Source organism: Bradyrhizobium semiaridum, from assembly GCF_020329505.1.
Lineage (GTDB): Bacteria > Pseudomonadota > Alphaproteobacteria > Rhizobiales > Xanthobacteraceae > Bradyrhizobium > Bradyrhizobium semiaridum.
The window spans coordinates 91,798-112,623 of sequence record NZ_JAGKJJ010000020.1 but is presented as its reverse complement, the minus strand read 5'-3'; the positions used below and the strand labels follow the sequence as shown (position 1 = coordinate 112,623).

The window sequence follows — 20,826 nt, the reverse complement described above, 5'->3', positions numbered from 1 at the left end:
GCGCTATAGTCATGGGTGTTACTAAAACTTGTTACGAGCACCCGCGAAATGTCCCTTTCCACCAACGTCGTTCGCCGTCCCGGCAGTGCCATGTATTACGCGCGCATCGGCATCCCGCCCGATCTCCAGCGCTTCTATCCGTCCAAGGGAGGGAAACAGCCGGGCTACCGTCGCGAGCTTTGGAAGTCGCTCGGGACGCGTGATCCGAAGGCGGCGCGGGATTTGGTCCTGCCGGTGCTCAGTGAATGGCGGCGTGAATTTGCCATCCTGCGGGCTCGCCGCGAGCCCAGCATCAATGACGTTCAAGCGGCGGTCTGGGCTCATTACGAGGGCGAGTTGGACGCCGATCTCCAGCGACGCGCCAGCCTACCCACGGGCGCCCAGATTGACGCTGCACAGCACCAGTTGGCCGCAGATATCGAGGCTGGCCGAAAGCCATGGACCGATGACCCAATCGTCCAACTGAGCGCAGCGATCGAAGTGATCGTCATGCGCAGCGCCGCGAAGATGGACCGCGAACGGCGGGCCATCCAACTCACAACGCTCAAAGAGCACCTAGCGACCGGCGAGACGGCACTGATCCATTGGGCGGCTGACGACCTGATCGAGCGCGAGAAGCTGTTAGTCGAGAAAGGCAGCGACAAGTATCGGGAGATTTGTCAGCGGCTCCAGAGGGCGCAGGTAGAGGCGCTGGAGCGCGCGGCCGAGCGCGACGCTGGGAACTGGGCTGGCGTGCCTGCCGACCCGTCCGTGAAGCCTCCAGACCCGACGATGGGCAATCAGTTCGCGCCGCCCGGCGAAACGATCATGGAGCTTTACGACAGGTTCAAGGCTGAGCGGCTGGGCACGGCCCGGCCAGACACATGGGATCAGAACCGTAAGATCGTGAAGCTGTTCGCCGAGTATGTCGGCGAGACGGCGCACGTGTCGGTGATCACGCGGAAGGCTGTCAGGAATTGGAAGCACGAACTGTCCCGCTGGCCGATCAAGGCGGCGGATTCTCCGTCCTTCAAGGGCATGTCCTTCCGCAAGGTCATCGAGGCCAACGCGACGATTGGCAAGCCGACGATCGCCGACAAAACAAAGAACAAGTATCTGGCGGCGGTCGGCAGCTTTTCCGCTTGGCTGTTGGCGAACGAATTCATCGAGAGCGACGTCATGGCCGGGCAGTATCTGGTGCTCGACAAGCGTCAGAAAAAGCGCTTCCCGTTCACGGCGGATCAGCTCAAAACGATCTTCACCTCTCCCCTGTTCTCGACGTGCATGGGTGACGATCGCGAGCATGAGCCCGGCAACGTCGCGATCCGTGACTGGCGCTATTGGATTGCGTGGATTGGCCTCTACACGGGCGCGAGGTTGGGCGAGATCGCCCAGATGGCGACGGCCGACCTTCGTCAGGTTCACGGTGTCTGGATTTTCCATATCACCGAGGATGGCGAGGTTGACGAGGATGGTTCGACGATCAAGAGCACCAAGACGCGAGGGTCGCAGCGCGTCGTCCCGGTGCATAGCGAACTGATCAGGCTAGGCTTGCTGGAGTATCACGCGGCCATCGTTGCCAAGGGCGTGACGCAACTGTTTCCGGAGATCGAGCAGGACGCGCGTGGTTTCTTCTCTGGGGTGCCATCCGCGTTCTTCAATGACTACTTCCGGGCGATTGGCGTGAAGGTCGATCGGAAGGTCAACTTCCACAGCTTCCGGCATGGTATCGCCGATGCCTTCCGTGCGGCCGGCTACATGGATGAGCAGTTCAACGTGCTCCTGGGTCACACCAAAGCGACCACGACCGGCAAGTATGGCATCCTACCCCAGGGCATCTTGAGCCAGCGGGTCGAGATGATTGAAGCGGTTTCATTTCGGGAGCTGAGTTAATGAGTGCAGTGATTCATAATTCCGAATTTACCTGAGCGAGAACTTTTATCAAATCCGCCGTAGGAATAACGACCACTCGTTTTTCAACCAAAAAGGCAAGGTGGTGAGATAGAAACATGATCACCTTGGCATTTTCGAATGTTTCGCTTTTGGTTGTTATCTGCATAACATTCTTGCTCACGTCTCGGACGTAGTAGCCATACGTCGCGCCGAAGATACCGAGAGCGAACACCGTTGAAGAAGCGACGTTCAAAATCGAAAGCCAATTGAGTTGCTTCAGTTGCTCCGCCTCTCTGAACAACAAGTAGAGCAACGAGACCACGCCTATTGTGGATAGCATTCTAAACACGTGATAGGCGGCATATCCGTTGCCTGTTTTCACGTCGTTGTGGATCGAATAGACACCGGCGCCGATCACCAAGGCTATGCCGACGAACAATCCCCATTTATAAACCTTCATTTGATGCTTGAGCCACGCCAGCAAATCCCAAGCGTAGTTTAAGGCTGTAGCAATCGCTGACGACAAAAGCGCCGTCCCAATCAAGAAAAGCTTCGCAATGTCTGTGTATTCTACTAGCCATATCAAATTCCAATCGAAGACGGCGAGATAGGCCGCCAGAAATAACATGGCGACCGCGGATGCACCGCCAATCACAAGCGTCGAAAGGACGATAAAGTGCTTAGTGAGAAACTCCAGCATTTCACTCACAAAATGAAAAGTTGCGCTATCACGTGCACGACTTTGACTCGAAAACGGTCCGAACGTCATCTTTGCTTCTAAATTCGGTTTGGTGCATTCCGAAATTGTAGAGCAAGTATCCGGATGAGTTTGTCCGAAGGATTCTCCTGTCGATGCACAAACCATTCGCCAAAATCAGCGACTGCTGATCACGCGGTTCTGAAATCTCACTTGCTGCCCAAAACCTTCCTGAAGAATAAGAGAAATTCGCTGCGGTGATCGTGGTCCAGATGAGCACACTCTTCAAGCGAGTGGACCCCTCCTGAAATGCCGTCCAAAGAGCGAGCAGAAACACCCCTTGGACAATAGCCACCGGTGCCAGTGCCAGCGTAAAACTGTGTTCCTCGAGCATTGCGCCGAATACCACGGTGCCAACAAACGTAACAATGAAAAACAAAATCTGATAGCGAAGCTTCCAATGATCGATCTCATTCCATTTTTCGACAACCCAACGTTTGAGATCACCAGCGGCATCTCCGGGCAAGATTGCCAAGTAGATTGAAAAGATCGAGTAGAAGCCAAAAACGGCAACTAGATACTGCAGAATGGCGATATTTGACCCGATCAGGTCAGTAAATGAAAAGAGTTGTAGAAATTGTCCCTTTAGCCGCGTGAAGTAGCCCGCGTTGAACGAAGCAATGCACAATACATACAACGCGGATAGCGCGCCGACGGCCTCCCCGAATCCGACGTTGAGCGTCGTTGTGTGATCACTATAGCTTTCGTATGCCCTGGGCATGGTGGCTATGAGCGTTGGTGCAATTATTTCAACTACGACGAATCGGATTCAACCTCACCGAGCGTCCGGTTTCAATAAAAAAGGCGCGGTTTCCCGCGCCTCTTTGGTCCAACGGACCGATATCGAGCCTACCCGATCAGCCTCGCTTTTTTGCCGTGCCCAGTTTGATTGCGTTCGCTAGCTCGCCAAGCATCCATTGCGCGGTTCGCTCGGGACCTCCGGGAAGCAAGGTCGCCGGTGCGGTCACATACTGGTCATGCTCAAGATAGACCAAGGTGCCATCGAAATACCAATCAGCTGTCAGCCCATATTTTGGACCAACCGTTCCCTCACGATCGCTCACGCGGCCTCCACAACGATTTCGTCATGCGCCAGAACACCAGCTTCACGGCACCACTCGTTGACCGCTTCAATGTCACCCCATGTCGTAAGGGTGTTATTGTTGCAGATCGCGTAGTGTGCCAGCCCGGCGCCAAGGAACTGGCTCTCGCGTTGGGTTAGCGTGATGATTTTCTCTCCCTCTTTGCGCTCATACCGGCGACGTGCTGCCGAGAACGTGATCGTGCGCGGCAGCCTGGCTTGCCGCGCCATTTCGAGAACGAGAGGGTTGATGGTGGCACGCGGGACCGCAGAAACGGCATCGTTAGACATTGGGCGTCTCCTTATGTGTTGACTGGACCTCCCTGTGAAAAACAGCTGACCGGGAGTGACACCGGCCAGCCAATCAACACAGAGGAGCGCAGCGGCGCGACCCGCTACGGATTGCAAATAGACAGCGAGCAGAAGGTTTGATCGCACAAATATTGGGCAGTGCGTTTTGCCTTATCCTCCAAGCTCGGCGAGCAACACATGCGGCCGGATGGTGCTTGGCCAGACGTTGCCGTGCTCTCCCAGCGCCATCTTGATCTCGTTGTTGGTGATCGCGCCGGCGACCGGGCATGGATCAAGATTGGCGAGCCGTTCGGCCAACCCTGGGCGCCCGGCGAGTAGCGATCCCATGGCGAGGTGGATCAGGTCGACGTCGCCTTGGCCTGCGACAGCGACAAGGCGGTCGACGTGGCAGTCATAGAGAGCGCGCGGAAGAAAGGTCTCAGTAGTCATTCCAGCCCCATTGGTGGTGATGCAATGACTCACGCATGCCACACGTGGAATCTGATCCGCAAGGGCGGCTGCTGCTGTCTAATTTCTAGTGATTTAGAAGTTAGATGTATTTCAAGCCGCGAGAACAATGCGTTGGCTGGCTGAAGATTTATTTTCAGAAAGATCAGTCAAGGTTCGCGCCGCGCGCTATACTAGTCACTTGATGAAGTCCTGCTTCCCCTCCGGGATGCAGCATAGCGGCTCCGAAGCGACGGTAAGGCGGTCTGAACGCCTGCTATGAGCCAGCCGCAGGCGAACGGGTATCGGCCCAAGCGCTCCCCTGCGGAGAACGTAGGACGCCTTGGTAAGGTTGGACCGGACGATCGCAAGATCGTCGAACGCGCCAAAAAGATGAAGGCAATGCCTCGCGGCACCCTTCACCAGCCGCGCTGTTGATGGATATCTGGCAGACGGTTGGGCGTCCGGCTTCGGTCGGATAACCGCATGATTGCTTGCAATCGAGAAACGGAGTTTAGGGCGAGGGTTCGGGATGCCACCTCGCCGCGTTTGTTCATCGCGAACGCTACGCTCCAGATTAACCTTCGGTGGAATGAACCCCTCGAACTTCTCTCCCTTCGGGATAGGCGCTTAGGGCTCTGCTCTAGGTGTCTATCTCTGGAGGGAGAAAGTTTCCCTTGGAATGGTGACTGTGAAGGAAGTTGATTGATTGGTTGATGACTCAGACGATCAAGCACAAGCCGGCGCGGAGCGCTGCCAAGCCGGAGGCGAGGATCACGGTGCCTGCTAGTTACACCAGTGCAAACAGTTTGAAGAAAGAGCGTCAAACCTTCGCGCGGACGCTATATTGGAACCAGACGCTGTCTCAGCCGCATGCGTCTTCATCAGGGAAAGCCTCCGGGACTTTGTCTCCCCCGGGGGCTTTTCTCTACTGGAGTGTCAGGTTTCCAATAGGTTTTCCCAGAACTCCGGCGGCTCCCCACCGTTATGCCAACCGGCATCGCCCAAGCTACGGGCCATCTTCAGAATTCTCAGCAAATGTTCGGCATGCTCATGCTTAGCCTCGACGAACTTCTCAAGTAGCGATTTCAGATCGCTCCAATTGACCACAACTTCATAGTTGCGAGGATTCTGGCCTGCGCCGAACCGATCGAAACGCACGACGACCTGTGAATCGTCATTGCTCCGGCGCATGTTATCCGGATGCGGCCCGAATTTGAATGACTGCTCCGTGTGTGTATTGGGCTCCTTGTCCTCTTGGTCGAATCCCTGTTGGTGAACGTGTGTGAGATACATCCGCCGGCCTCCTTTTGAAGCTTAACAGATAGGCACCTAGCTCGTTACGGGCAACTTCGATCAACGTTTCAGGATGCCTCCCGGCTTGATCTGCTTCATGATCGCTTCGCCAATCATCCGCTGGACTCGGGTTTCGAGCGACTTGGCGATCGTCGCTCCCATGCGTTCATGGTCGGCACTGGATTGGCCGGCCCCGCCTTGCACGGTGACCTCGATCGACGGCGCGACGGTGATCTGGTTGCTGCTGATCATCGGGCCACCCGACGCGCCGCCACCGGTGGCGCCGGAGATGTCGCGTGCCATCTGGGCGCTAACGTGGTTCGGAAACACCTTCGATCCGCGCGGCAGGTTGACCAGTTCCGGACCGCGCTCGCCGACCAGCGCCAAGCCGCCCGGTGCAAAGTCGGTGCCGTCCGCGAAACCGGGGATGATCGAGCCGGAGCCGCCAAGTCCGAACGACCGCAATAGCGGCGCGACGACTGCGGCCTTGATCACGGCTTCCTCGATCGAGCGCGCGATTGACTTTGCCATGCTGGCGAAGCCGTCCGAAACGCTCTTGGTGCCGTCGAGGATGTCAGCGAGCCCGCTGGTCAATGTGCTCGACATGGTGTTGCCGATCGACTTTAAGGCCTCGTTGGTCCGCATAGCTGCGGCCTCGGTGCTCGCCAGCGCCGTGGCCACGTCCGGATACAGTCCCTTCAATTGCTCGGCGATCTGCACGTCCTGGGGGTCGAGTAGCGCCGTCTGCCGCCCGCGCCGGATCGACTGGGCGACCGTGTTGCGCTCCAACGCCTCGGTGGCCTTCTCATAGGCGCTGGTGACTTCCTCGATCCGCTTCCGCTGGGCGTCCGTGACGACGCCTTCCCCAAGGCCAGCGGCCTTGTTCGCCTGCATGGCGACTTCCTGTAGCTGCGCCGCGATCTTGTTGCGCTCGCGTGCTGCGGTCGAGAGATCGAGGCCTTCTGCCTCCGCCTTGAGCGCGGCCGTCCGCTTGTCGATCGCGTCGGCGGCACCGTCAAACCGGTCATGGTCGCTGCCGGTCTGGATTTTCTTCGGCGCAGCACCGGTGCCGCGATCGACAGAGGGCGCCGGCGGGCCGTATTGGTCGCCCTGGGCGAGCGCCGCGATCTCCTTCTGGAGCCGGTCACGGTGAGCTTCAAGGGTCTCCCGGCTGGCGAGAATGCCGTATGTTTCGGTCCATCCCGACGTGCCATTCAGGCGACGGTTTACCGTGTCCAACGCCGACCGCTTGGCGTCGATGTCGGTGTTGCTGGTGAAGCCCGGAATCTTGATCTGGTTCGACAGTTCGACCCCGCGCGCGATCAGGTCGACCACGCTCGCCCAGGTGCTCTTGATCTCGGTGATCACGCTGGCAAGGTCGTCCCACGCTGGTTTCAGGGCGGTCCGGAGCCGCTGGTCGGCGACCTTAAGCTGGTCGTCCACTTCCTTCGCCCGGTTCACCAGCACGTTGCTGAAAATACCGTCGCTGTTGGCGCTGGCATCTTTGATGGTTGCGAGCATGCTCTCGGCGCTGGTCTTACCCTGCCGGATACGATCGACAAAGGCGCTGCCGAACATCTTTTCGCCGAGATCGAGGCTAGCGGCATGCTGCCCGATCTGGTCCAGCTGGATCATGGCCGCGAGCACAGCTTTAATCTTCTGGTCCTGGTCGGTGGCATTCCGGAACTCGACTAGACCTTCGAGGCGCTGCCCAGCCGCTTTCGCCAACGTCTCATTGTAGACGCGCAGGGCCTTCTCAACGTCGGTGATCTTTTCTTCGCCGACCGTCCATTCGTTCACGTCGATCGGTGACTTCTCTTTGGTCGCGTCGAAGGCGTGCGCCAGTGCGCCCTCAAGGTCATCGACGCCGATCTTGAGCTTTTTGGCCTCATTGGTGAAGCCCTGCAGGAATGCCGGGCTTACGCCAAGGTTTTGCGCCTTGTCGGCGATGGCGACCATTTGCTGCATCTGTTCCCGCGCGCCACTGATCGCGGCCGAGATCAGCTTGATCGAGCCGACGATAACAGCGACCTGGGCGGTCCATGGCGCTGCGAATCTCGCCGCCGACATAGCGGTATCCTTAATGATGTCGGCGTTCGCCGTGGCAAACTCTTTGGCGACCTTGCGCGCGGCGGCCCTGCCCAAGGTGCTGGTGTTCTCCATCGCGGCCTTGAACTGGTCGAGGTTCGCGTCAATGGGGATTCGGAGAGAGGGAGCCATTAAGCGCTCACCTCCGCATTGATCGCTGCCTCGGCGTCGCCGACATAGATCAGGGCATTGAGCACGGCATGGGCCAGGATGGCGTTAGAGGCGATCGGTTGGCTGCGCACGTGCTGGTCCAGCAAATCCTCAACGTCCTTTTCGGAGGCGCCGCCGCCGAGCAGACCCAACTCAATCACCCGCTCAATGTCGGTATCGTTGAACTGGGCAGCCTCGAAACGCTGCAAACATGCCGCTGGCGTGTCCATCGGGTTGCGGATACCGCGATAATCGAGGACTCGGCGCACCCAGCGGTCACCGAGATCAAACGTATGGATGCCGCCGGCCCAGGTGATTTCGCGGCTTGTCTTACTGGTCATCGATCACTTCCTGAATTGCCTCTTGGATTGCTTGCTCTATGTCGTCCCGGCGCGCCCGGTAGGTCGGATAGAAGAAAGGCCGCGCTGGCTGATGGCTGTTGCCGAACTCGAAACCGAGCGCGTAGTCGTAGGGCACGCCGGAGCCGCCTCTAACTTCGCCGGTCGTCACGTCGCCACCCGCGACCACCAGCCACTCGGTTGGGCTGCCGTCGCTCTTGATGAGGGTGCATGACTCTTCAAGGTGGCCCGTTTCGTCGGGGGATTGTTCCAGCGATCGCAGCGCGCGCCGCTGGGCCTGCGAAAGCTGTTCCGCTTGTTCACGGATCACTTCCGACAAGTGCGCTTCCAACTTGTCCGGGAGCGACTGCAGCCATGCGTCAAGGTCGTCCTGATCGCTCACGATACAAAGTCCCCAGGCGTGAGGGTCGGATCATCCCAGAGCGACGGGCCGGTATCGCAGGCGATGGCACGTGAGATAACCATCCAGCTAGCCACGGCCCCGTCGATTCTTCCGGTTGACTTGTCCTTCCGGAACGCTCTGTTCGAATTGCCCCAGTGGTGAACCGCGATGTTGGCGAAGCACATGCGCAGGACAGGATGTCCAGCGTGAATAAAGTGACCTTCTAGAATGACTTTCTCCAGCGCGTTGAGCGCTGGTGTTTGCACCTGCCATTTTTGTTCAATCTCGACGACAGGAAGTCCGTCATCCATCAGGGGCCCCATGACCGGCCGAGCCAGCGCTCTGTCAAAGCCGATCTCCCGAACGTCGAAACGCTCGCACAAACCACGGATGCACGCCTCAACAGCGCGGTAGTCAATGACATTTCCCGGAGTCGCGATGAGGTGCCCTTGTTCTGCCCAAGCGACATAGGGCGCGTTGTCCCGATCACCACGGCTTTGCAGATTGTCGGCCGGTAGAAAGAAGTAAGGCAGGATCAAGTAGTCGTCGCCATGGGGGACGCACGCCACAACTGCGGTCAAATCCGTTGTGGCGCTCATATCGACAGCAATGAAGGCCGGAAGGCCGTCGATACCTTCCGGGATCGGTCGATTGCCCTTATCGTAGGTCGCCATGTCGACAAACGGCGATGTCGTCTTGGCCTGCCAGAGGTTCAGATTGAATTGCAGGAAGCTTTGACGCTCCGAAGGGCTATCGATCGCCTTCTTTGCCTTGTCGCGATATCCGGCAAGATTGGGGTAGCCGTAGCGCATGCCCGGGTTGAGGGCCTTCCATACAGCCTCGCTTTTCCAGTCATCGCCTTCCTCCAGCATGAAGATAGCAGGCAGGGTTGCCGGGTCGTCGATCTCGCCCTTCTGAACCTTGATCGCGTGCTGAACGATCTCGAATGCTAGGTTGTCTTCGCCTTTACCAGCGGTAGTCGCGACTACCATCAAGGTCTCGGGAATCTTAACCAGCGCCGAGTCCAGCGCCTCCCATTGGGACCGACCGGCTCGGCCTTCCCAAGCGTGCAATTCGTCGGCGATCACTACCTTGGGTGTCTTGCCATGCTGCACCTTGCCGTCCGACGCAACCGCCTTGTAGCGGATGTTCTGTTTGCCGAACGTCATGGTGTGGTTGTTGCCGCGCAGGATACGGACATGGCTGGAAAGCCGTCGATCGCTCTCAATGATCAGCGCGGACTCTTGGAACAGTTCCAGCGCCTGCTCATGCGCTGCCGCTGCTGACACAATGAGGCTACCGGCTTCCTTCTCGGGGCCGATCAGGTGCAACAGGTTGATGGCCGCTGCGAGGGATGTCTTCCGGCTGCCTCTAGTCAGGACGAGGATGACACGCCGAACAATGCGTGAGCCCTTGCGCGCGACCAGAATGCCGTCATCGTAAACGTCGTCGAGGTGGCGCGGCCCGTATATCTTGAGAATGATCCGCTCTTGCCACGGATCAAGCTGGAACGGATGCCCCGGTGCAAGATTCTTGGGGTGCTTCAGCTTGCGAAGCCACTCCACCGCGCGCTGCCCATATCCGAACGGATCCGGGATTTTTTCGTCGCTATCAATCCACGAGGGAATCAGCATCGTCGTCTTCACGCATGGCGGCGCGCGACCGCGAGATCGGGCTAAGACCGATCTCCGCCGCCAACTGGCGCGCCGTTTTCATCGCCGCGTCTTGGGCGCGCACCAGCTTTAGGTCAAAATCCTTCCGGATGAGGGCTTCAAGGTCGCGAACACGACCGACCACGACACAGTAATTCTCAAACAACGGGATATCCGCTGGCGTGAGAATTTTGCGTTTCGACAGTTCCGGCCAAGCACGACGCCATTCAGCCTTCGAGTGCTTCGACAGCCATGACGGTGGCTTGACCATGCCGGTTACTGCAGCGGGATCGGTAATTGGACTGGGCTTAGGTCCGCGCATTAGGGCCTCGCGAACTCGCCGAAATGCTCGCGCGCGGCCTTGGCGTAGGCGTCGGCTGCAAGCTCTTCCGTGGGGAAGGTGCCAAGGTGAATGGCGCGGTTCTTTGCGAAGATGCGCGCGCGAAAGCCGTGTTTGGTCCGGGAGACGCCCTTGATGCCGAGTTTGCTGCGCGCCTTCCGGCCCATTGCGGTCTGGCTCTGTGACGCAAGTCGCAGGTTCTGCCAACTTACATCCGCCCGGTCACCGTTCCAGAAGCTAACACCGCGCGGGGGCCATTCCCCCTCCATGAAGAGCCACGCCAAGCGGTGCGCAAGGTAGTGCTGGCCGTCGATCATGATCTGGCGATAGCCTTGCGGGTCGATATGGCCCGCGACCTTGCCATCGGCGCCGGTGAAGATGCCGGAGATGGGGTCATAGTCGAGAACTGCCCGCAGGCGCTCAGCGGTAAGTGTCACGGTCCAACCCTCTCGCACCGGATATCCCAGCCGACGCGCCGACTAAGCTCCTTCAGGTTCCGAATGGTGTAGGTCGCGCCCTGATAGGCGACTCGGTGCTCAAGCGTCAGGCCGTCCAGCCAACGGGTGCGGAACACCAGCACGGCGTCGGATGTGTTGCCCCGGCTGGCGTTCTCGGTGTCGCTGACGGAAATCTGCATCAGCTTCGCCCGCATGGTGGCGAATGGTGACCACGTTTCGACGGGTGTCCGGAACTCGTTGACGGTGGTCGTGCACTGCTGAATCTCGATCAGCCTATCAAGGTCGCCCGCGCGCATTATCGAGCCTTCACGATGGCCGCGACGTTGATCACGGCATGAGAGAAAGGACCGTGCGGATCGCGCAGGAACCGGCTATCGGTCACGCGCATGTCGTGCACGGTCACGTTGTCGAGGGCCAAGACGCCGCCCATCTGGGCGTCAACGAGCAGCGCCCCGGCAATCGCACCGGCCGCTGCCTTGGCCTGCTCAAGGCCCTTCTCTTCAAACCAGACGTGCAAGGTGGTGTGCACCGTCGCGTCCCAGCGCCGGTAGATGGTCTGGCCCTCGCCGATGATGACGGCAGGCGCGCGCTCCGGTCGCCCGGTAACGTCCCGGATGCTATCGGCAGGCACCAGCGCGAGCAGGTCCGCGCTCGCCACGAGGCGCGCACCGATGGCCTTCTGGAGGTCCAGAGATGGATCGAAACCAGCCATTCAGAACGCAAAAGCCCGGTAAGGTGACAGCAAATCGAGCAAACCGAACGGCAGCGACTGCGCTGTGACGCCCACAAGGCTGGCTTCCCGGTTCTCATACAAGCTGGCGGTCAACATCAGCACGGCTTCATGCACCGGCGCCGGTGCGGTGTCAGCATCCGGGTCCGACGCCGTATATGAGCCAACCCAAGCCTTCGCCGCGTCGAGTTTCCCTTGGATCAGGGCGTCGTCGTAATCAAGACCGGTCAGATTCAAATGGGCCTTGGCTTGGTCGAGGGTGATCATGGCGGGGACCTTGAAATTCTATACTTCGTCTGAGTTACGCGGAGGGAATGGACCGGTCAGCGGCGCTTTTCGCTGGCCTTCGACCCACCCCCCGGGGTTTTCCGTTGATGATTGCCGGCGTGAACAGCGCTGCCTCGACCGACCAGCCACGACGAATGCGGCCGTAGACGGTTGGCGTGCTCACTGATGCCTCTTTGATCCAATCGACGAGGCACATAGTTCTGCCGTCGATCGTGTATGCCATGTCCTTCAGCTTGGTTCGCTTGGCCTTCTTTGGCTTGTCGGCGTCGAGGGTGAGGCCTTGGTCCGATGCATCAACAAGCTGGCGCGCACGAGCGCGAACGGAGCTTGGCTCCAGATCAGCTAGAACGCAGGCAACATTGAAGTCACCATTGGGACTGAACAGCCACTCACGCGCTTGGTCGTGCTCAAGCTCGGTGCAGCTAATGCCGCAAGCATCGAGGATCATTCGCTCGATCAGCGCGAGCCACAGGGCTTTGCATGCGCTAGTCTCTGCGGGATCGGTCATCGCTTGCGTTCCTGCGATTGCTTGCGGCTGGTATGGCAAGGCGACGACGCCAAGGCCTGCCAGTTCTTCCGGTCCCAAAACAGCTTCATGTCGCCGCGATGGGGAATGATATGGTCCACGCAATCGGCGATGCGACCACAACCACAGGCGCAATAACGGTTCTGAGGCAGGGCCAAGAATTCCTTACTCTCACGCTGCCATTTGGCGCCGTAGCCACGATCGGATGCGGACGGGCGGCGTTTGTCTGCCTCGGCCTTGCGGACAATCTGGCAAGCACACATGACGCCAGAGGCGACCTTTCGGCCGCACGAACAGATGCGAGGTGGACGCATGGGCATCAGAGCGGCACCTCAGCCATGCTGTGGACAGCCTGGTCGCCAAGCGCATTGAGCCGGTCGCGTGCTGAACTGATATCCGTGACGGTGTTGTCGTCGGTCTCTTTGCCGTTGCCGAAGATGGCTGACAGCATTTCCATGCGGCCGTTGTAGGCTTCCGTGATCTCGGCGGGCGTGGCGTTCCATGCCTGATCCGGTGTCCAGCCGAGCCAGCCAGTCGCGAGGCGAAAGAGCTTGCTGAAATACTGATCATAGGACATGGGCGTGCGGGTCGCCTTGGTGCCGGACTGGTTGTCATCCACACCAGCGAGCAGCATGACGAACCGCAACAGCGGCTCGCGTAGTGCCTCGATCGCCTCCAGCGTCTCGTAAGCGATCATCAGTTCGGCCGCCGTCGGATTGACTGCACCCAGGCGGATCACGTCCGTTATGGTGGAAAGTCTCCACGCGGCGATGTTTTCAGACAGCTTCTGGAAGCCGCCGTAATCCCGCTCCAAGCGGAATGCGGCCCGCAAGGTCGGGCGTAGCCTGATCGTGCCGGAGGGAAGCACGACGACTATTTCGTCGTTTGCGAGCCGCATTTTGTTACGCCTTGGTCGACTTGATGACGACCGCAGCTTCGCTCAGCACCGGCGCACCGCCGACGCGACGGCGCCAGCGAAACTTGACGATGCCGTTATCAGCGCCGGTCAAGTCGTCGACGCGAACCGCGATGCCGACGCGGTCCACGATCTGGTAGGCGCTAGCCATATCGCCGAACACCACAGGGTAAGACGTGCCCGTTGCGGTTGGCAGAAGGCTCATGTCGATCGACTCATAGACCGGGCGACCGAGCAGTGTTGCCGGGGTGCCGTTCGCGAGGCTGTCGCTCCAGAGCGTGCCCTTGGTGGCATTGTCGGCAGCGGCGCGGATCACGCCCATTGTCTCGCGGCGCATGATCCACGAGCCGTTCGCGGCATAGGCGCCCGGCAACTTGTAGAACGCCTCGATGACCTTCGCGATGATGTCGGAGGCGTCCGCCGCCGCAGTGATAGAGGCGTAGTCGGTGGGGTCATTGAGCAGGCCGGTCGGCTTGCCATTGCCATCGCCGATCATGAACGCCTTGGCTTCGACCTTGCCGGTGATCTTCGCGATATGGTTCGCGACGAACGAAAGCAGGTCGATATCCGCGTCTTCCAGCAACTGCTGGCTGATCGGGATGTAACGGGCGTTCTCGAAGGTCTTGATATTGAGCTGGCCGAACACGGGCTCCGTTGAGGTGCGGGCGCCGGTCTCGGTGACCCAGCCTTCGCCGTCCGCGTCGGTCTCCAGCGTCGGGATGTAAATCTCAGTGGTGCCGATGGACATGTCGCTGGCGAGGCCACGCAGCGGCGACCACTGGCGCAGCTTCTCGATGACCGTCTTGGCGTATTCCGGGCTGACGACATAACCGCCGGTCGTTCCGGCGCCGAGGTTGAGCGTCTTGCGCTCCAAGTCGTCGAGGGCGTTGACGCCGCCACGCAGGAACTTGTTCAGCGCCTTGGTTTCGAGATCGGCATCGCCGCTGCTATTGCCGGCCGGCAGGCGCGCGGCTTTCGCCTCAAGCTCGTCAATGCGGCGCTTGAGAGCGGCGTGATCGTCAGCCGCTTTCTTTTCGAGCCGAGCCTGCAGGTCGACGAGCTCTTTCTTGACGAGCTCTTCCGGCGACAGTTCTGGCGCGTCCTTAAATTCGACGGTGGAGAGATGCTTCATAGTGGTAGTTCTACCTTCCTTGATGGGGTTCAAATGCTTGCCGTGAAGTCGCGGATGACCGACGCCACGGCGGATGCGCGGTCATATTCCTTCGCCGATGAGATGCGGGCGCGCGGGTGCGCTGGGTTGCGAACCACCGAAACCTCGTAGAGGTCGAGGGCCGCGATCACGCGGTTGCGGCCTCGCTGCGTCCAAGATTTCGTCTTGAAGCCGATCGACAGGCCACTAACGAGGCCACTCTTGATCATGCCCAGGATGGTGCGGGCGCGCGGCTGATCGAGGTGGAGCTTGCCCTTGACGGTGAGGCCGTCAGCCGTTTCGACTGCATCGGTCCAGGTGCCGATCAGGTCGCCCACGTCATGGCCGAACAACATGGGCAATTCATTGGAGACGAAATTGAATGCGCCTTTGGTGATGATGTCGCCGGTCGTGTCGGGGCCGGCATTGAAAGGCCATGCGGTTCCAACGATCTCCCCTTCGTCGGTGACGCTGAGCGTGGCTTTGACTTCGAGCTTATCCATTGGTCGCCTCGTTCGGTGCGCCGAACCAGACACGTTCAAGAATCTTCACGGCGATGGGGTATGTCTCGACCATCGGTCGATCGGCGACATAGGCCGCGACCAGCTCGGCGGCGCGCTTAGGCGCGGTGCCACCGCCAATGAGCGCGAGCCGGATGGTCTCACTGAGATCGGCCTGTGAGAACTGACGATAGTTCACGCGATTGAAGAGCCCGCCGATCGGGCCGCACTTCGCCTCAAGCTCAATCATAAGCGTGGGCGTGAGCTGAAACGCGTGCTCGGCGTCGCCAAAGAACGTTGTGTAGGGGGCGATCATCAGTAGTTACCTGCCGGGAAGAGCAAGCGAACGCCGCTCGCGTAATCGATGCCCTGATAGGCGCCGATGTCCTCGATGTTGGCATCGAAGGAGATGTTCACGGTCTGCACCATCGTGCGGCCGTAGATGAGCTGGATCGGATCGCCTTGGTTACCGACGTTGCTGGCGCCGTTGATGTTGTAGGACTGCTTTTGCTCGGTGCTCTCGGTCGGTCTGGAGAGCAGCGTCGAGACACCAGCGAGCGTCACACCAAGGCCGATCGCTGCGATGTTACCCCAGGTCAAACCGAGGCCGCCGGGAATGGCCGTGCTCAAGTTCGCGAGCGGGGCCGCGAGCGTGCCGCCCGACAGGAAGATCGCGCCGCCGATCAGCGCGGTCCCGATGATGGTCTTGACCGCACCCTTGCCGTTGCCGGCGCCGCGGGCGACCGGGATCAGATGCAGGTCTGCGCTGCCGAGATTGAAGCTGTTGACGAGCTTCACGTCGGTGAAGTGCATGCCGTTGCGTTTGTCACCGCGCACCAGCTTGAATGAGCCGGTTTGAAGCGCTTCAACGAACTTGCCGGGGAAGTTGCAGTTTAGAGCGCGCAGCGCCTCGCCCGCAGTAGACACAGATAACCGATGGCTCTTCCCGAACTGCTTCCCTAGGCTGCCGTGGAGGTGGATCGTGCGGAGCATTAGGCGGCCTCCGCGTCGTTGTTCTGGTTGTCATTTGACCGACCATTGAGTTTGCCACCGCGATACGCGGATGAGGTCCACGGGTTTTCGAGAACGTTGCCGCCCTCGATCGGCCCAACTGACCAGCCGAGATCGCGCGCTTCATTGGACGTCAGGATACGGCCGGAAACTGCAGCGGCGAGTGCCTGACTGCGCTGCAAGAGATCGGCCTTAACGAGGTGCGTTGTGTCGTATTCGATCGTGATTCCGGCCGCGCGCTCGTCTTCCGTCAACAGCTTGAGCGTGAATTCCTGTTGCTGGGCGATCAGGTGCGGCAACAGCGTAAAGCTCAGGAACTCTTGGCCCAATGCTTCGATCGACCGGGCGACGTTTTTCTCCAGCGCCATGAGCAGATGCAGGCTCACCCGGAAGATACGGGCGATCTCGCCGAGCATGTAGTTGCGTAGTTCGATGTATTGGGCGTCCGTCGCGTTCAGCATGAGTTGCTGAAACTTCATGTCGTCGGTGACCCATGCGGTGCCGCCCGCACTGGTCCCGGAATGGGCGGCGCTGAATGCCGCCTTGGCCTTGTCGAGGGTGTCTTTCACCCAGGACTTGGGGACACTCATGATGCCGGACGGGCGGGCGCCGTTCGCGAACAACTGGTTGGCGAAGCGCTCCAGCACGATCGCCAGTGCGATGGTGTCGCGGTTCTCGCCGATCAGGCCGCGCGTAGGATCGTATGCTGGCGTGGCGAAGTGAAGGATTTGCGAGCCGGGAATGGTGCGCTTGGGGCTGGAGCCGTCCGCCTTGATCGCGTATGCGGCTTCAAAGTTGCTGTAGTCGACGACGATCGACGACAGGCGGGGATCGAGCCGGACCAGTTCATAGACGGCGCCGTCGCCGACGCGGACGACCTGACAGAACGCGCCGTAAGGCTGCAGCAGGCAGTCCATCGTCATCAGGCGCTTGAACGTCGCTGCGGGCTGCCAGCTATTTGGCGCCTCGTTGAGCAGCTTGGTGATGGGATGGTCGATCTCTTCGCGGCCGGCAGCGGTCTTTTTGAAAACCTTGACCGGGAGCGACGATACGGCCTCTGAGATCGCGCGGACCGCGCAAGAGACTGGAGCGCACTGCATGGCGCTGTAGGGAGTGACCGAGATGCCCGCGAGCGTCGGCGATGCACCGAACAGGTCAAAGTAGAAGCCGCTCGCATCAGCGAGGCTGGCCTTGGTTTCTACTGCCGGGGTGGCCTTACGGAAGCGATCGAAGATGGACAACAGCACAACACGTTTGGCGCTCGCTGGTTGGGCGAGTGCGAGGGAGAACAGCTTCTCTCTGTGTGTGCTTTCGCGTCGGGATCACGCCCGACTGGGTAATATTATTGCGCAATAAAGTTGCGCGAACAACCCTACTAAAATACCATTTTGTAGTTTTTCAGCTACTCGGATGTGTTACGAGTCGCGACTTCCCAGCGAGGCTTCGACTGGCCTAAGCTACTGATTTTATTGACGTACAGGCGATATGGCTGGGGAACCTGGATTCGAACCAAGACAAACAGAGTCAGAGTCTGTTGTGCTACCGTTACACCATTCCCCAAGAACTATCCGCGATATCAACAGCTTAGCTGGATGTCTGGATAATCTTGATGCGCCGGGACACATCCCAAATCAGCGTCTCGCGCAAGTGCGACCTTCTACCCGCTTGGTCCCGGACTTGGCAAGCGCTGTGGTGGCAAATGCGAGCCAAATTCTGGCGCTCGCATCGTAGCATCGTAGCCCGGATGAGCGGAGCGACATCCGGGGCTTAGGTCCCCGCATATCGCTTCGCTCATGCGGGCTACGGCCGCCCCATCCTCAATACAACCCCCCCGTGCCCGAGCGCATCACCGCGCGATCTGCGTCCGGCGAGATGCCTTGCTGGGTGCCGTCGATCACATCGGTGCCGGCGACGAGGTCATTGACCGGCGGCGCCTGGCCCGGCTTGAAGGCTTCGAGCACGACGCCCCGCTGCCCGGGCGCAGCGCGCATGCCGGTCTTGGCGTCGACCAGCACGAGGCGGATGCCGACCGGCTTGTCGAACGGGGTCGGCGGCTTGTCGGCGAGCGCGAGCTTCATGAAGTCGCGCGCGATCGGCGCCGCGGTATGGCCGGCCTGCGCGTTGCGGCCGAGCGAGCGCGGCTTGTCGTAGCCGACATAGAGGCCGACCACGAGGTCATGCGAGAAGCCGACGAACCAGAGGTCCTTGGCCTCGTTCGAGGTGCCGGTCTTGCCGGCGATCGGCTTGCCGACCTCCTTCAGCGCGGTGCCGGTGCCGGCTTGAACCACACCCTCCATCAGCGAGGTGATCTGATAGGCGCTCATCGCGTCGAGCACCTGCTCGCGATGGTCGACGAGCTGCGGCTCCGCCTGGTTCTTCCAGCCTTCCGGCGCGTCACAGCGCAGGCATTCGCGCTGGTCGTGCTTGAAAATGGTGTGGCCGTAGCGATCCTGGATGCGGTCGATCAGGGTCGGCTTCACGCGGCGGCCGCCATTGGCGATCATCGAATACGCCGTGACCATGCGCATCACCGTGGTCTCGCCGGCGCCGAGCGCGTAGGAGAGATAGTTCGGCAGGTCGTCATAGACGCCGAAGCGCTTGGCATATTCACCGATCAGCGGCATGCCGATCTCCTGCGCCAGCCGCACCGTCACGGTGTTGAGCGACAGCCGCAGCGCGTTGCGCAGCGTCACCTGGCCCTGATAACGGCCGCTGGAGAAGTTCTCCGGGCGCCAGACATTGCCCTGCCCCATGTCGATCTCGATTGGCGCGTCGATCATCATGGTCGAGCCGGTGTAACCGTTGTCGAGCGCCGCCGAATAGACGATCGGCTTGAAGGTCGAGCCGGGCTGCCGGTAGGCCTGCGTGGCGCGGTTGAACTGGCTCTGGTCGAACGAAAAGCCGCCGACCATCGCGAGCACGCGGCCGGTGCGCGGGTCCATTGCCACCATCGCGCCTGATATCTCCGGGATCTGACGCAGCCGGTACTGGCCTTCGACACGCTGGCCGTCCTTGCTGTAGAGCGGGTCGGCGTAGATCACGTCGCCCGGCTGCAGCACCTGCGCCACCGAGGTCGGCGACCTGCCCTTGGTGGAGCCGGACACCGTCCTTGCCCAGCGCACGCCCTCGAGCGTGACGATGCCGGTCTCGCGCTGCTTGCTGATGGCGCCGCCGAGCTCCCTGCCCGGCTGGAAGCCGATCCGCGCCGACTGGTCGTTGCTCTCCAGCACCACCGCCATGCGCCACGGCGAGATGTCGGTCAGCGACTTGATCTCGGCGAGCGGGACGCCCCAGTCGCCGGAGATGTTGAGCTTCTGGATCGCGCCGCGATAGCCCTGCTGCTCGTCATAGTTCACGAGCCCGGTCACCATCGCCTTGCGCGCCATCACCTGGACCTTGGGATCCAGCGTGGTGCGCACCGACAGGCCGCCCTCGTAGAGCTTCTTCTCGCCGTAGCGCTCGAAGATGTCGCGGCGGACTTCTTCCGAGAAATATTCGCCGGCGAAAGTATGCGCGCCGTTCGCGCGGGTGGTGACGGTCAGCGGCTCCTTGCGCGCCTTCTCGGCATCGGCGGTAGTGATCCAGCCGTTCTCCTGCAGACGGTCGATCACGTAATTGCGGCGCTCGATGGCGCGGGCGCGGTTGCGCACCGGATGCAGGCTGGCCGGCATCTTCGGCAGCGCCGCGAGGTAAGCGGCCTCGGCGATCGACAGCTCGTTCACCGACTTGTCGAAATAGACCAGCGAGGCCGCCGCGATGCCGTAGGTGCCGAGCCCGAGATAGATCTCGTTGAGATAGAGCTCGAGGATCTTGTCCTTGGAATACGCGCGCTCGATCCGCATCGCGAGCAAGGCTTCCTTGATCTTGCGCGAGAACGAGACCTCGTTGGTCAACAGGAAGTTCTTGGCGACCTGCTGGGTGATGGTCGAGGCGCCCTGCGGCCTTCGGTTCGAACCGAAGTTCTGGATGTAGGCGACGCAGGCGCGCGCCATGCCGGTATAATCGACACCGCCGTGCTCGTAGAAATTCTTGTCCTCGGCCGCCAGGAAGCTGTTGATCACGAGCTTCGGCACCGCCTGGATCGGCAGATAGAGCCGGCGCTCCTTGGCGTATTCGCCGAGCAGCGCGCCGTCGACCGCGTGCACGCGGGTCATCACCGGCGGCTCGTAGTTCTGCAGCTGCGAATAGTCCGGCAGGTCCTTGGAAAAGTGCCAGAACAATCCTGCGACCGCGGCGAGGCCGGCGAGAAACAGGATCGACCCTGCCGTGAACAGAAACCCGAAGAACCGTAACAGCAATCTCATTGACGACGTCCGGTGGCGATTGCGTGGTTCATTCTGAGCCCGCTGCGCTGCCACATAGGGCGTCGGTATATCGATCGCTCCATGGACCTGCAATTCGACACTGGAGAATTATAGCGGGCGGGACGCCAAACTTATGCCATAGAGGCCGGGCTGGCGCCGTCGCCCAAATCAGCGCGGTTCCGCAAGCGCGCGATGCTCCGGCGGCGCGATCGATCCACCATCGTGGCA

At 60.4% G+C, this 20,826-nt stretch carries 24 protein-coding genes and 1 tRNA gene; 1 reads left to right on the top strand and 24 read right to left on the bottom strand.

Translation table 11 applies throughout. From position 1 onward, the window contains the following. Positions 1-48: 48 nt before the first annotated feature. Entirely contained in the window at positions 49-1,872 is a 1,824-nt protein-coding gene (locus J6500_RS22280; protein WP_225714839.1) for a site-specific integrase, read from the top strand. Positions 1,873-1,885: 13 nt separating this feature from the next. Here J6500_RS22280 and J6500_RS22275 read toward each other — a convergent pair whose 3' ends face one another. From J6500_RS22275 to J6500_RS22155, 24 genes are all read right to left on the bottom strand, one after another. Further along, on the bottom strand, positions 1,886-2,641 hold the full coding sequence (locus J6500_RS22275) for a hypothetical protein (RefSeq protein ID WP_225714838.1): 756 nt from the start codon (positions 2,639-2,641) through the stop codon (positions 1,886-1,888). After that, positions 2,601-3,350 carry a hypothetical protein gene (locus J6500_RS22270; protein WP_225714837.1) on the bottom strand — a complete coding sequence of 250 codons (750 nt, stop codon included), beginning with the start codon at positions 3,348-3,350 and terminating at the stop codon, positions 2,601-2,603. The genes J6500_RS22275 and J6500_RS22270 overlap by 41 nt, the downstream gene beginning before the upstream one ends. A gap of 136 nt (positions 3,351-3,486) precedes the next feature. Beyond that, a complete protein-coding gene (locus J6500_RS22265) occupies positions 3,487-3,693 on the bottom strand; it encodes a hypothetical protein (RefSeq protein WP_225714836.1) in 207 nt (68 codons plus the stop codon). Continuing rightward, positions 3,690-4,001: a hypothetical protein gene (locus tag J6500_RS22260; protein ID WP_225714835.1), complete on the bottom strand. Its 312-nt coding sequence runs from the start codon at positions 3,999-4,001 to the stop codon at positions 3,690-3,692. Before J6500_RS22260 ends, J6500_RS22265 begins: the two co-directional genes overlap by 4 nt. 171 nt (positions 4,002-4,172) lie before the next feature. Next, positions 4,173-4,451, bottom strand: a complete 279-nt coding sequence (locus tag J6500_RS22255; protein WP_225714834.1) for a hypothetical protein — start codon at positions 4,449-4,451, stop codon at positions 4,173-4,175. Between the two features lie 936 nt (positions 4,452-5,387). Further along, the gene (locus tag J6500_RS22250; RefSeq protein WP_225714833.1) at positions 5,388-5,744 is read right to left on the bottom strand and encodes a hypothetical protein; all 357 of its coding nucleotides are present in this window, start codon (positions 5,742-5,744) and stop codon (positions 5,388-5,390) included. A gap of 60 nt (positions 5,745-5,804) precedes the next feature. Then, positions 5,805-7,964: a hypothetical protein gene (locus J6500_RS22245; RefSeq protein WP_225714832.1), complete on the bottom strand. Its 2,160-nt coding sequence runs from the start codon at positions 7,962-7,964 to the stop codon at positions 5,805-5,807. Next, positions 7,964-8,323, bottom strand: a complete 360-nt coding sequence (locus tag J6500_RS22240) for a GTA-gp10 family protein (RefSeq protein WP_225714831.1) — start codon at positions 8,321-8,323, stop codon at positions 7,964-7,966. Before J6500_RS22240 ends, J6500_RS22245 begins: the two co-directional genes overlap by 1 nt. Continuing rightward, positions 8,313-8,723: an HK97-gp10 family putative phage morphogenesis protein gene (locus J6500_RS22235; RefSeq protein ID WP_225714830.1), complete on the bottom strand. Its 411-nt coding sequence runs from the start codon at positions 8,721-8,723 to the stop codon at positions 8,313-8,315. Before J6500_RS22235 ends, J6500_RS22240 begins: the two co-directional genes overlap by 11 nt. Further along, a complete protein-coding gene (locus tag J6500_RS22230; RefSeq protein ID WP_225714829.1) occupies positions 8,720-10,357 on the bottom strand; it encodes a terminase large subunit in 1,638 nt (545 codons plus the stop codon). The genes J6500_RS22235 and J6500_RS22230 overlap by 4 nt, the downstream gene beginning before the upstream one ends. After that, complete coding sequence (locus J6500_RS22225; protein ID WP_225714828.1) at positions 10,335-10,646, bottom strand: P27 family phage terminase small subunit; 312 nt, start codon at positions 10,644-10,646, stop codon at positions 10,335-10,337. The genes J6500_RS22230 and J6500_RS22225 overlap by 23 nt, the downstream gene beginning before the upstream one ends. Before the next feature lie 50 nt (positions 10,647-10,696). Further along, the gene (locus J6500_RS31835) at positions 10,697-11,152 is read right to left on the bottom strand and encodes an HNH endonuclease signature motif containing protein (protein WP_225714827.1); all 456 of its coding nucleotides are present in this window, start codon (positions 11,150-11,152) and stop codon (positions 10,697-10,699) included. After that, positions 11,149-11,469 carry a phage head closure protein gene (locus J6500_RS22215; protein WP_225714826.1) on the bottom strand — a complete coding sequence of 107 codons (321 nt, stop codon included), beginning with the start codon at positions 11,467-11,469 and terminating at the stop codon, positions 11,149-11,151. Before J6500_RS22215 ends, J6500_RS31835 begins: the two co-directional genes overlap by 4 nt. Continuing rightward, entirely contained in the window at positions 11,469-11,885 is a 417-nt protein-coding gene (locus tag J6500_RS22210) for a DUF3168 domain-containing protein (protein ID WP_225714825.1), read from the bottom strand. Before J6500_RS22210 ends, J6500_RS22215 begins: the two co-directional genes overlap by 1 nt. Beyond that, positions 11,886-12,170 (bottom strand): head-tail connector protein, encoded by a 285-nt coding sequence (locus tag J6500_RS22205; protein WP_225714824.1) that lies wholly within the window; start codon positions 12,168-12,170, stop codon positions 11,886-11,888. A 34-nt stretch (positions 12,171-12,204) separates the two neighbouring features. After that, on the bottom strand, positions 12,205-12,699 hold the full coding sequence (locus tag J6500_RS22200; RefSeq protein ID WP_225714823.1) for a hypothetical protein: 495 nt from the start codon (positions 12,697-12,699) through the stop codon (positions 12,205-12,207). Between the two features lie 337 nt (positions 12,700-13,036). Then, the gene (locus tag J6500_RS22190) at positions 13,037-13,615 is read right to left on the bottom strand and encodes a phage tail assembly chaperone (RefSeq protein WP_225714821.1); all 579 of its coding nucleotides are present in this window, start codon (positions 13,613-13,615) and stop codon (positions 13,037-13,039) included. 4 nt (positions 13,616-13,619) lie between these two features. Continuing rightward, complete coding sequence (locus J6500_RS22185; RefSeq protein WP_225714820.1) at positions 13,620-14,798, bottom strand: phage major capsid protein; 1,179 nt, start codon at positions 14,796-14,798, stop codon at positions 13,620-13,622. Then, positions 14,795-15,286 (bottom strand): HK97 family phage prohead protease, encoded by a 492-nt coding sequence (locus J6500_RS22180; protein WP_225714819.1) that lies wholly within the window; start codon positions 15,284-15,286, stop codon positions 14,795-14,797. Before J6500_RS22180 ends, J6500_RS22185 begins: the two co-directional genes overlap by 4 nt. Then, positions 15,279-15,599, bottom strand: coding sequence for a gene transfer agent family protein (locus J6500_RS22175; protein WP_225714818.1), 321 nt, complete (start codon positions 15,597-15,599; stop codon positions 15,279-15,281). The genes J6500_RS22180 and J6500_RS22175 overlap by 8 nt, the downstream gene beginning before the upstream one ends. Beyond that, the gene (locus J6500_RS22170) at positions 15,599-16,276 is read right to left on the bottom strand and encodes a tail assembly protein (RefSeq protein WP_225714817.1); all 678 of its coding nucleotides are present in this window, start codon (positions 16,274-16,276) and stop codon (positions 15,599-15,601) included. Before J6500_RS22170 ends, J6500_RS22175 begins: the two co-directional genes overlap by 1 nt. Beyond that, the gene (locus tag J6500_RS22165) at positions 16,276-17,535 is read right to left on the bottom strand and encodes a phage portal protein (RefSeq protein ID WP_225714816.1); all 1,260 of its coding nucleotides are present in this window, start codon (positions 17,533-17,535) and stop codon (positions 16,276-16,278) included. The genes J6500_RS22170 and J6500_RS22165 overlap by 1 nt, the downstream gene beginning before the upstream one ends. A gap of 245 nt (positions 17,536-17,780) precedes the next feature. Further along, positions 17,781-17,854: transfer RNA gene (locus J6500_RS22160), tRNA-Gln, on the bottom strand. 257 nt (positions 17,855-18,111) lie between these two features. After that, positions 18,112-20,598 (bottom strand): penicillin-binding protein 1A, encoded by a 2,487-nt coding sequence (locus J6500_RS22155; RefSeq protein ID WP_225714815.1) that lies wholly within the window; start codon positions 20,596-20,598, stop codon positions 18,112-18,114. Between the last annotated feature and the right edge of the window lie 228 nt (positions 20,599-20,826).

What these genes read in the sequence shown, in the direction of transcription:
- J6500_RS22225 (WP_225714828.1), bottom strand. Translation starts at nt 10,646, where the DNA reads ATGGTCAAGCCACCGTCATGGCTGTCGAAGCACTCGAAGGCTGAATGG.
- J6500_RS22260 (WP_225714835.1), bottom strand. Translation starts at nt 4,001, where the DNA reads ATGTCTAACGATGCCGTTTCTGCGGTCCCGCGTGCCACCATCAACCCT.
- J6500_RS22245 (WP_225714832.1), bottom strand. Translation starts at nt 7,964, where the DNA reads ATGGCTCCCTCTCTCCGAATCCCCATTGACGCGAACCTCGACCAGTTC.
- J6500_RS22180 (WP_225714819.1), bottom strand. Translation starts at nt 15,286, where the DNA reads ATGGATAAGCTCGAAGTCAAAGCCACGCTCAGCGTCACCGACGAAGGG.
- J6500_RS22215 (WP_225714826.1), bottom strand. Translation starts at nt 11,469, where the DNA reads ATGCGCGCGGGCGACCTTGATAGGCTGATCGAGATTCAGCAGTGCACG.
- J6500_RS22250 (WP_225714833.1), bottom strand. Translation starts at nt 5,744, where the DNA reads ATGTATCTCACACACGTTCACCAACAGGGATTCGACCAAGAGGACAAG.
- J6500_RS22175 (WP_225714818.1), bottom strand. Translation starts at nt 15,599, where the DNA reads ATGATCGCCCCCTACACAACGTTCTTTGGCGACGCCGAGCACGCGTTT.
- J6500_RS22275 (WP_225714838.1), bottom strand. Translation starts at nt 2,641, where the DNA reads ATGACGTTCGGACCGTTTTCGAGTCAAAGTCGTGCACGTGATAGCGCA.
- J6500_RS22200 (WP_225714823.1), bottom strand. Translation starts at nt 12,699, where the DNA reads ATGACCGATCCCGCAGAGACTAGCGCATGCAAAGCCCTGTGGCTCGCG.
- J6500_RS22210 (WP_225714825.1), bottom strand. Translation starts at nt 11,885, where the DNA reads ATGGCTGGTTTCGATCCATCTCTGGACCTCCAGAAGGCCATCGGTGCG.
- J6500_RS22280 (WP_225714839.1), top strand. Translation starts at nt 49, where the DNA reads ATGTCCCTTTCCACCAACGTCGTTCGCCGTCCCGGCAGTGCCATGTAT.
- J6500_RS22170 (WP_225714817.1), bottom strand. Translation starts at nt 16,276, where the DNA reads ATGCTCCGCACGATCCACCTCCACGGCAGCCTAGGGAAGCAGTTCGGG.
- J6500_RS22205 (WP_225714824.1), bottom strand. Translation starts at nt 12,170, where the DNA reads ATGATCACCCTCGACCAAGCCAAGGCCCATTTGAATCTGACCGGTCTT.
- J6500_RS22190 (WP_225714821.1), bottom strand. Translation starts at nt 13,615, where the DNA reads ATGCGGCTCGCAAACGACGAAATAGTCGTCGTGCTTCCCTCCGGCACG.
- J6500_RS22230 (WP_225714829.1), bottom strand. Translation starts at nt 10,357, where the DNA reads ATGCTGATTCCCTCGTGGATTGATAGCGACGAAAAAATCCCGGATCCG.
- J6500_RS22155 (WP_225714815.1), bottom strand. Translation starts at nt 20,598, where the DNA reads ATGAGATTGCTGTTACGGTTCTTCGGGTTTCTGTTCACGGCAGGGTCG.
- J6500_RS22270 (WP_225714837.1), bottom strand. Translation starts at nt 3,350, where the DNA reads ATGCCCAGGGCATACGAAAGCTATAGTGATCACACAACGACGCTCAAC.
- J6500_RS22240 (WP_225714831.1), bottom strand. Translation starts at nt 8,323, where the DNA reads ATGACCAGTAAGACAAGCCGCGAAATCACCTGGGCCGGCGGCATCCAT.
- J6500_RS22255 (WP_225714834.1), bottom strand. Translation starts at nt 4,451, where the DNA reads ATGACTACTGAGACCTTTCTTCCGCGCGCTCTCTATGACTGCCACGTC.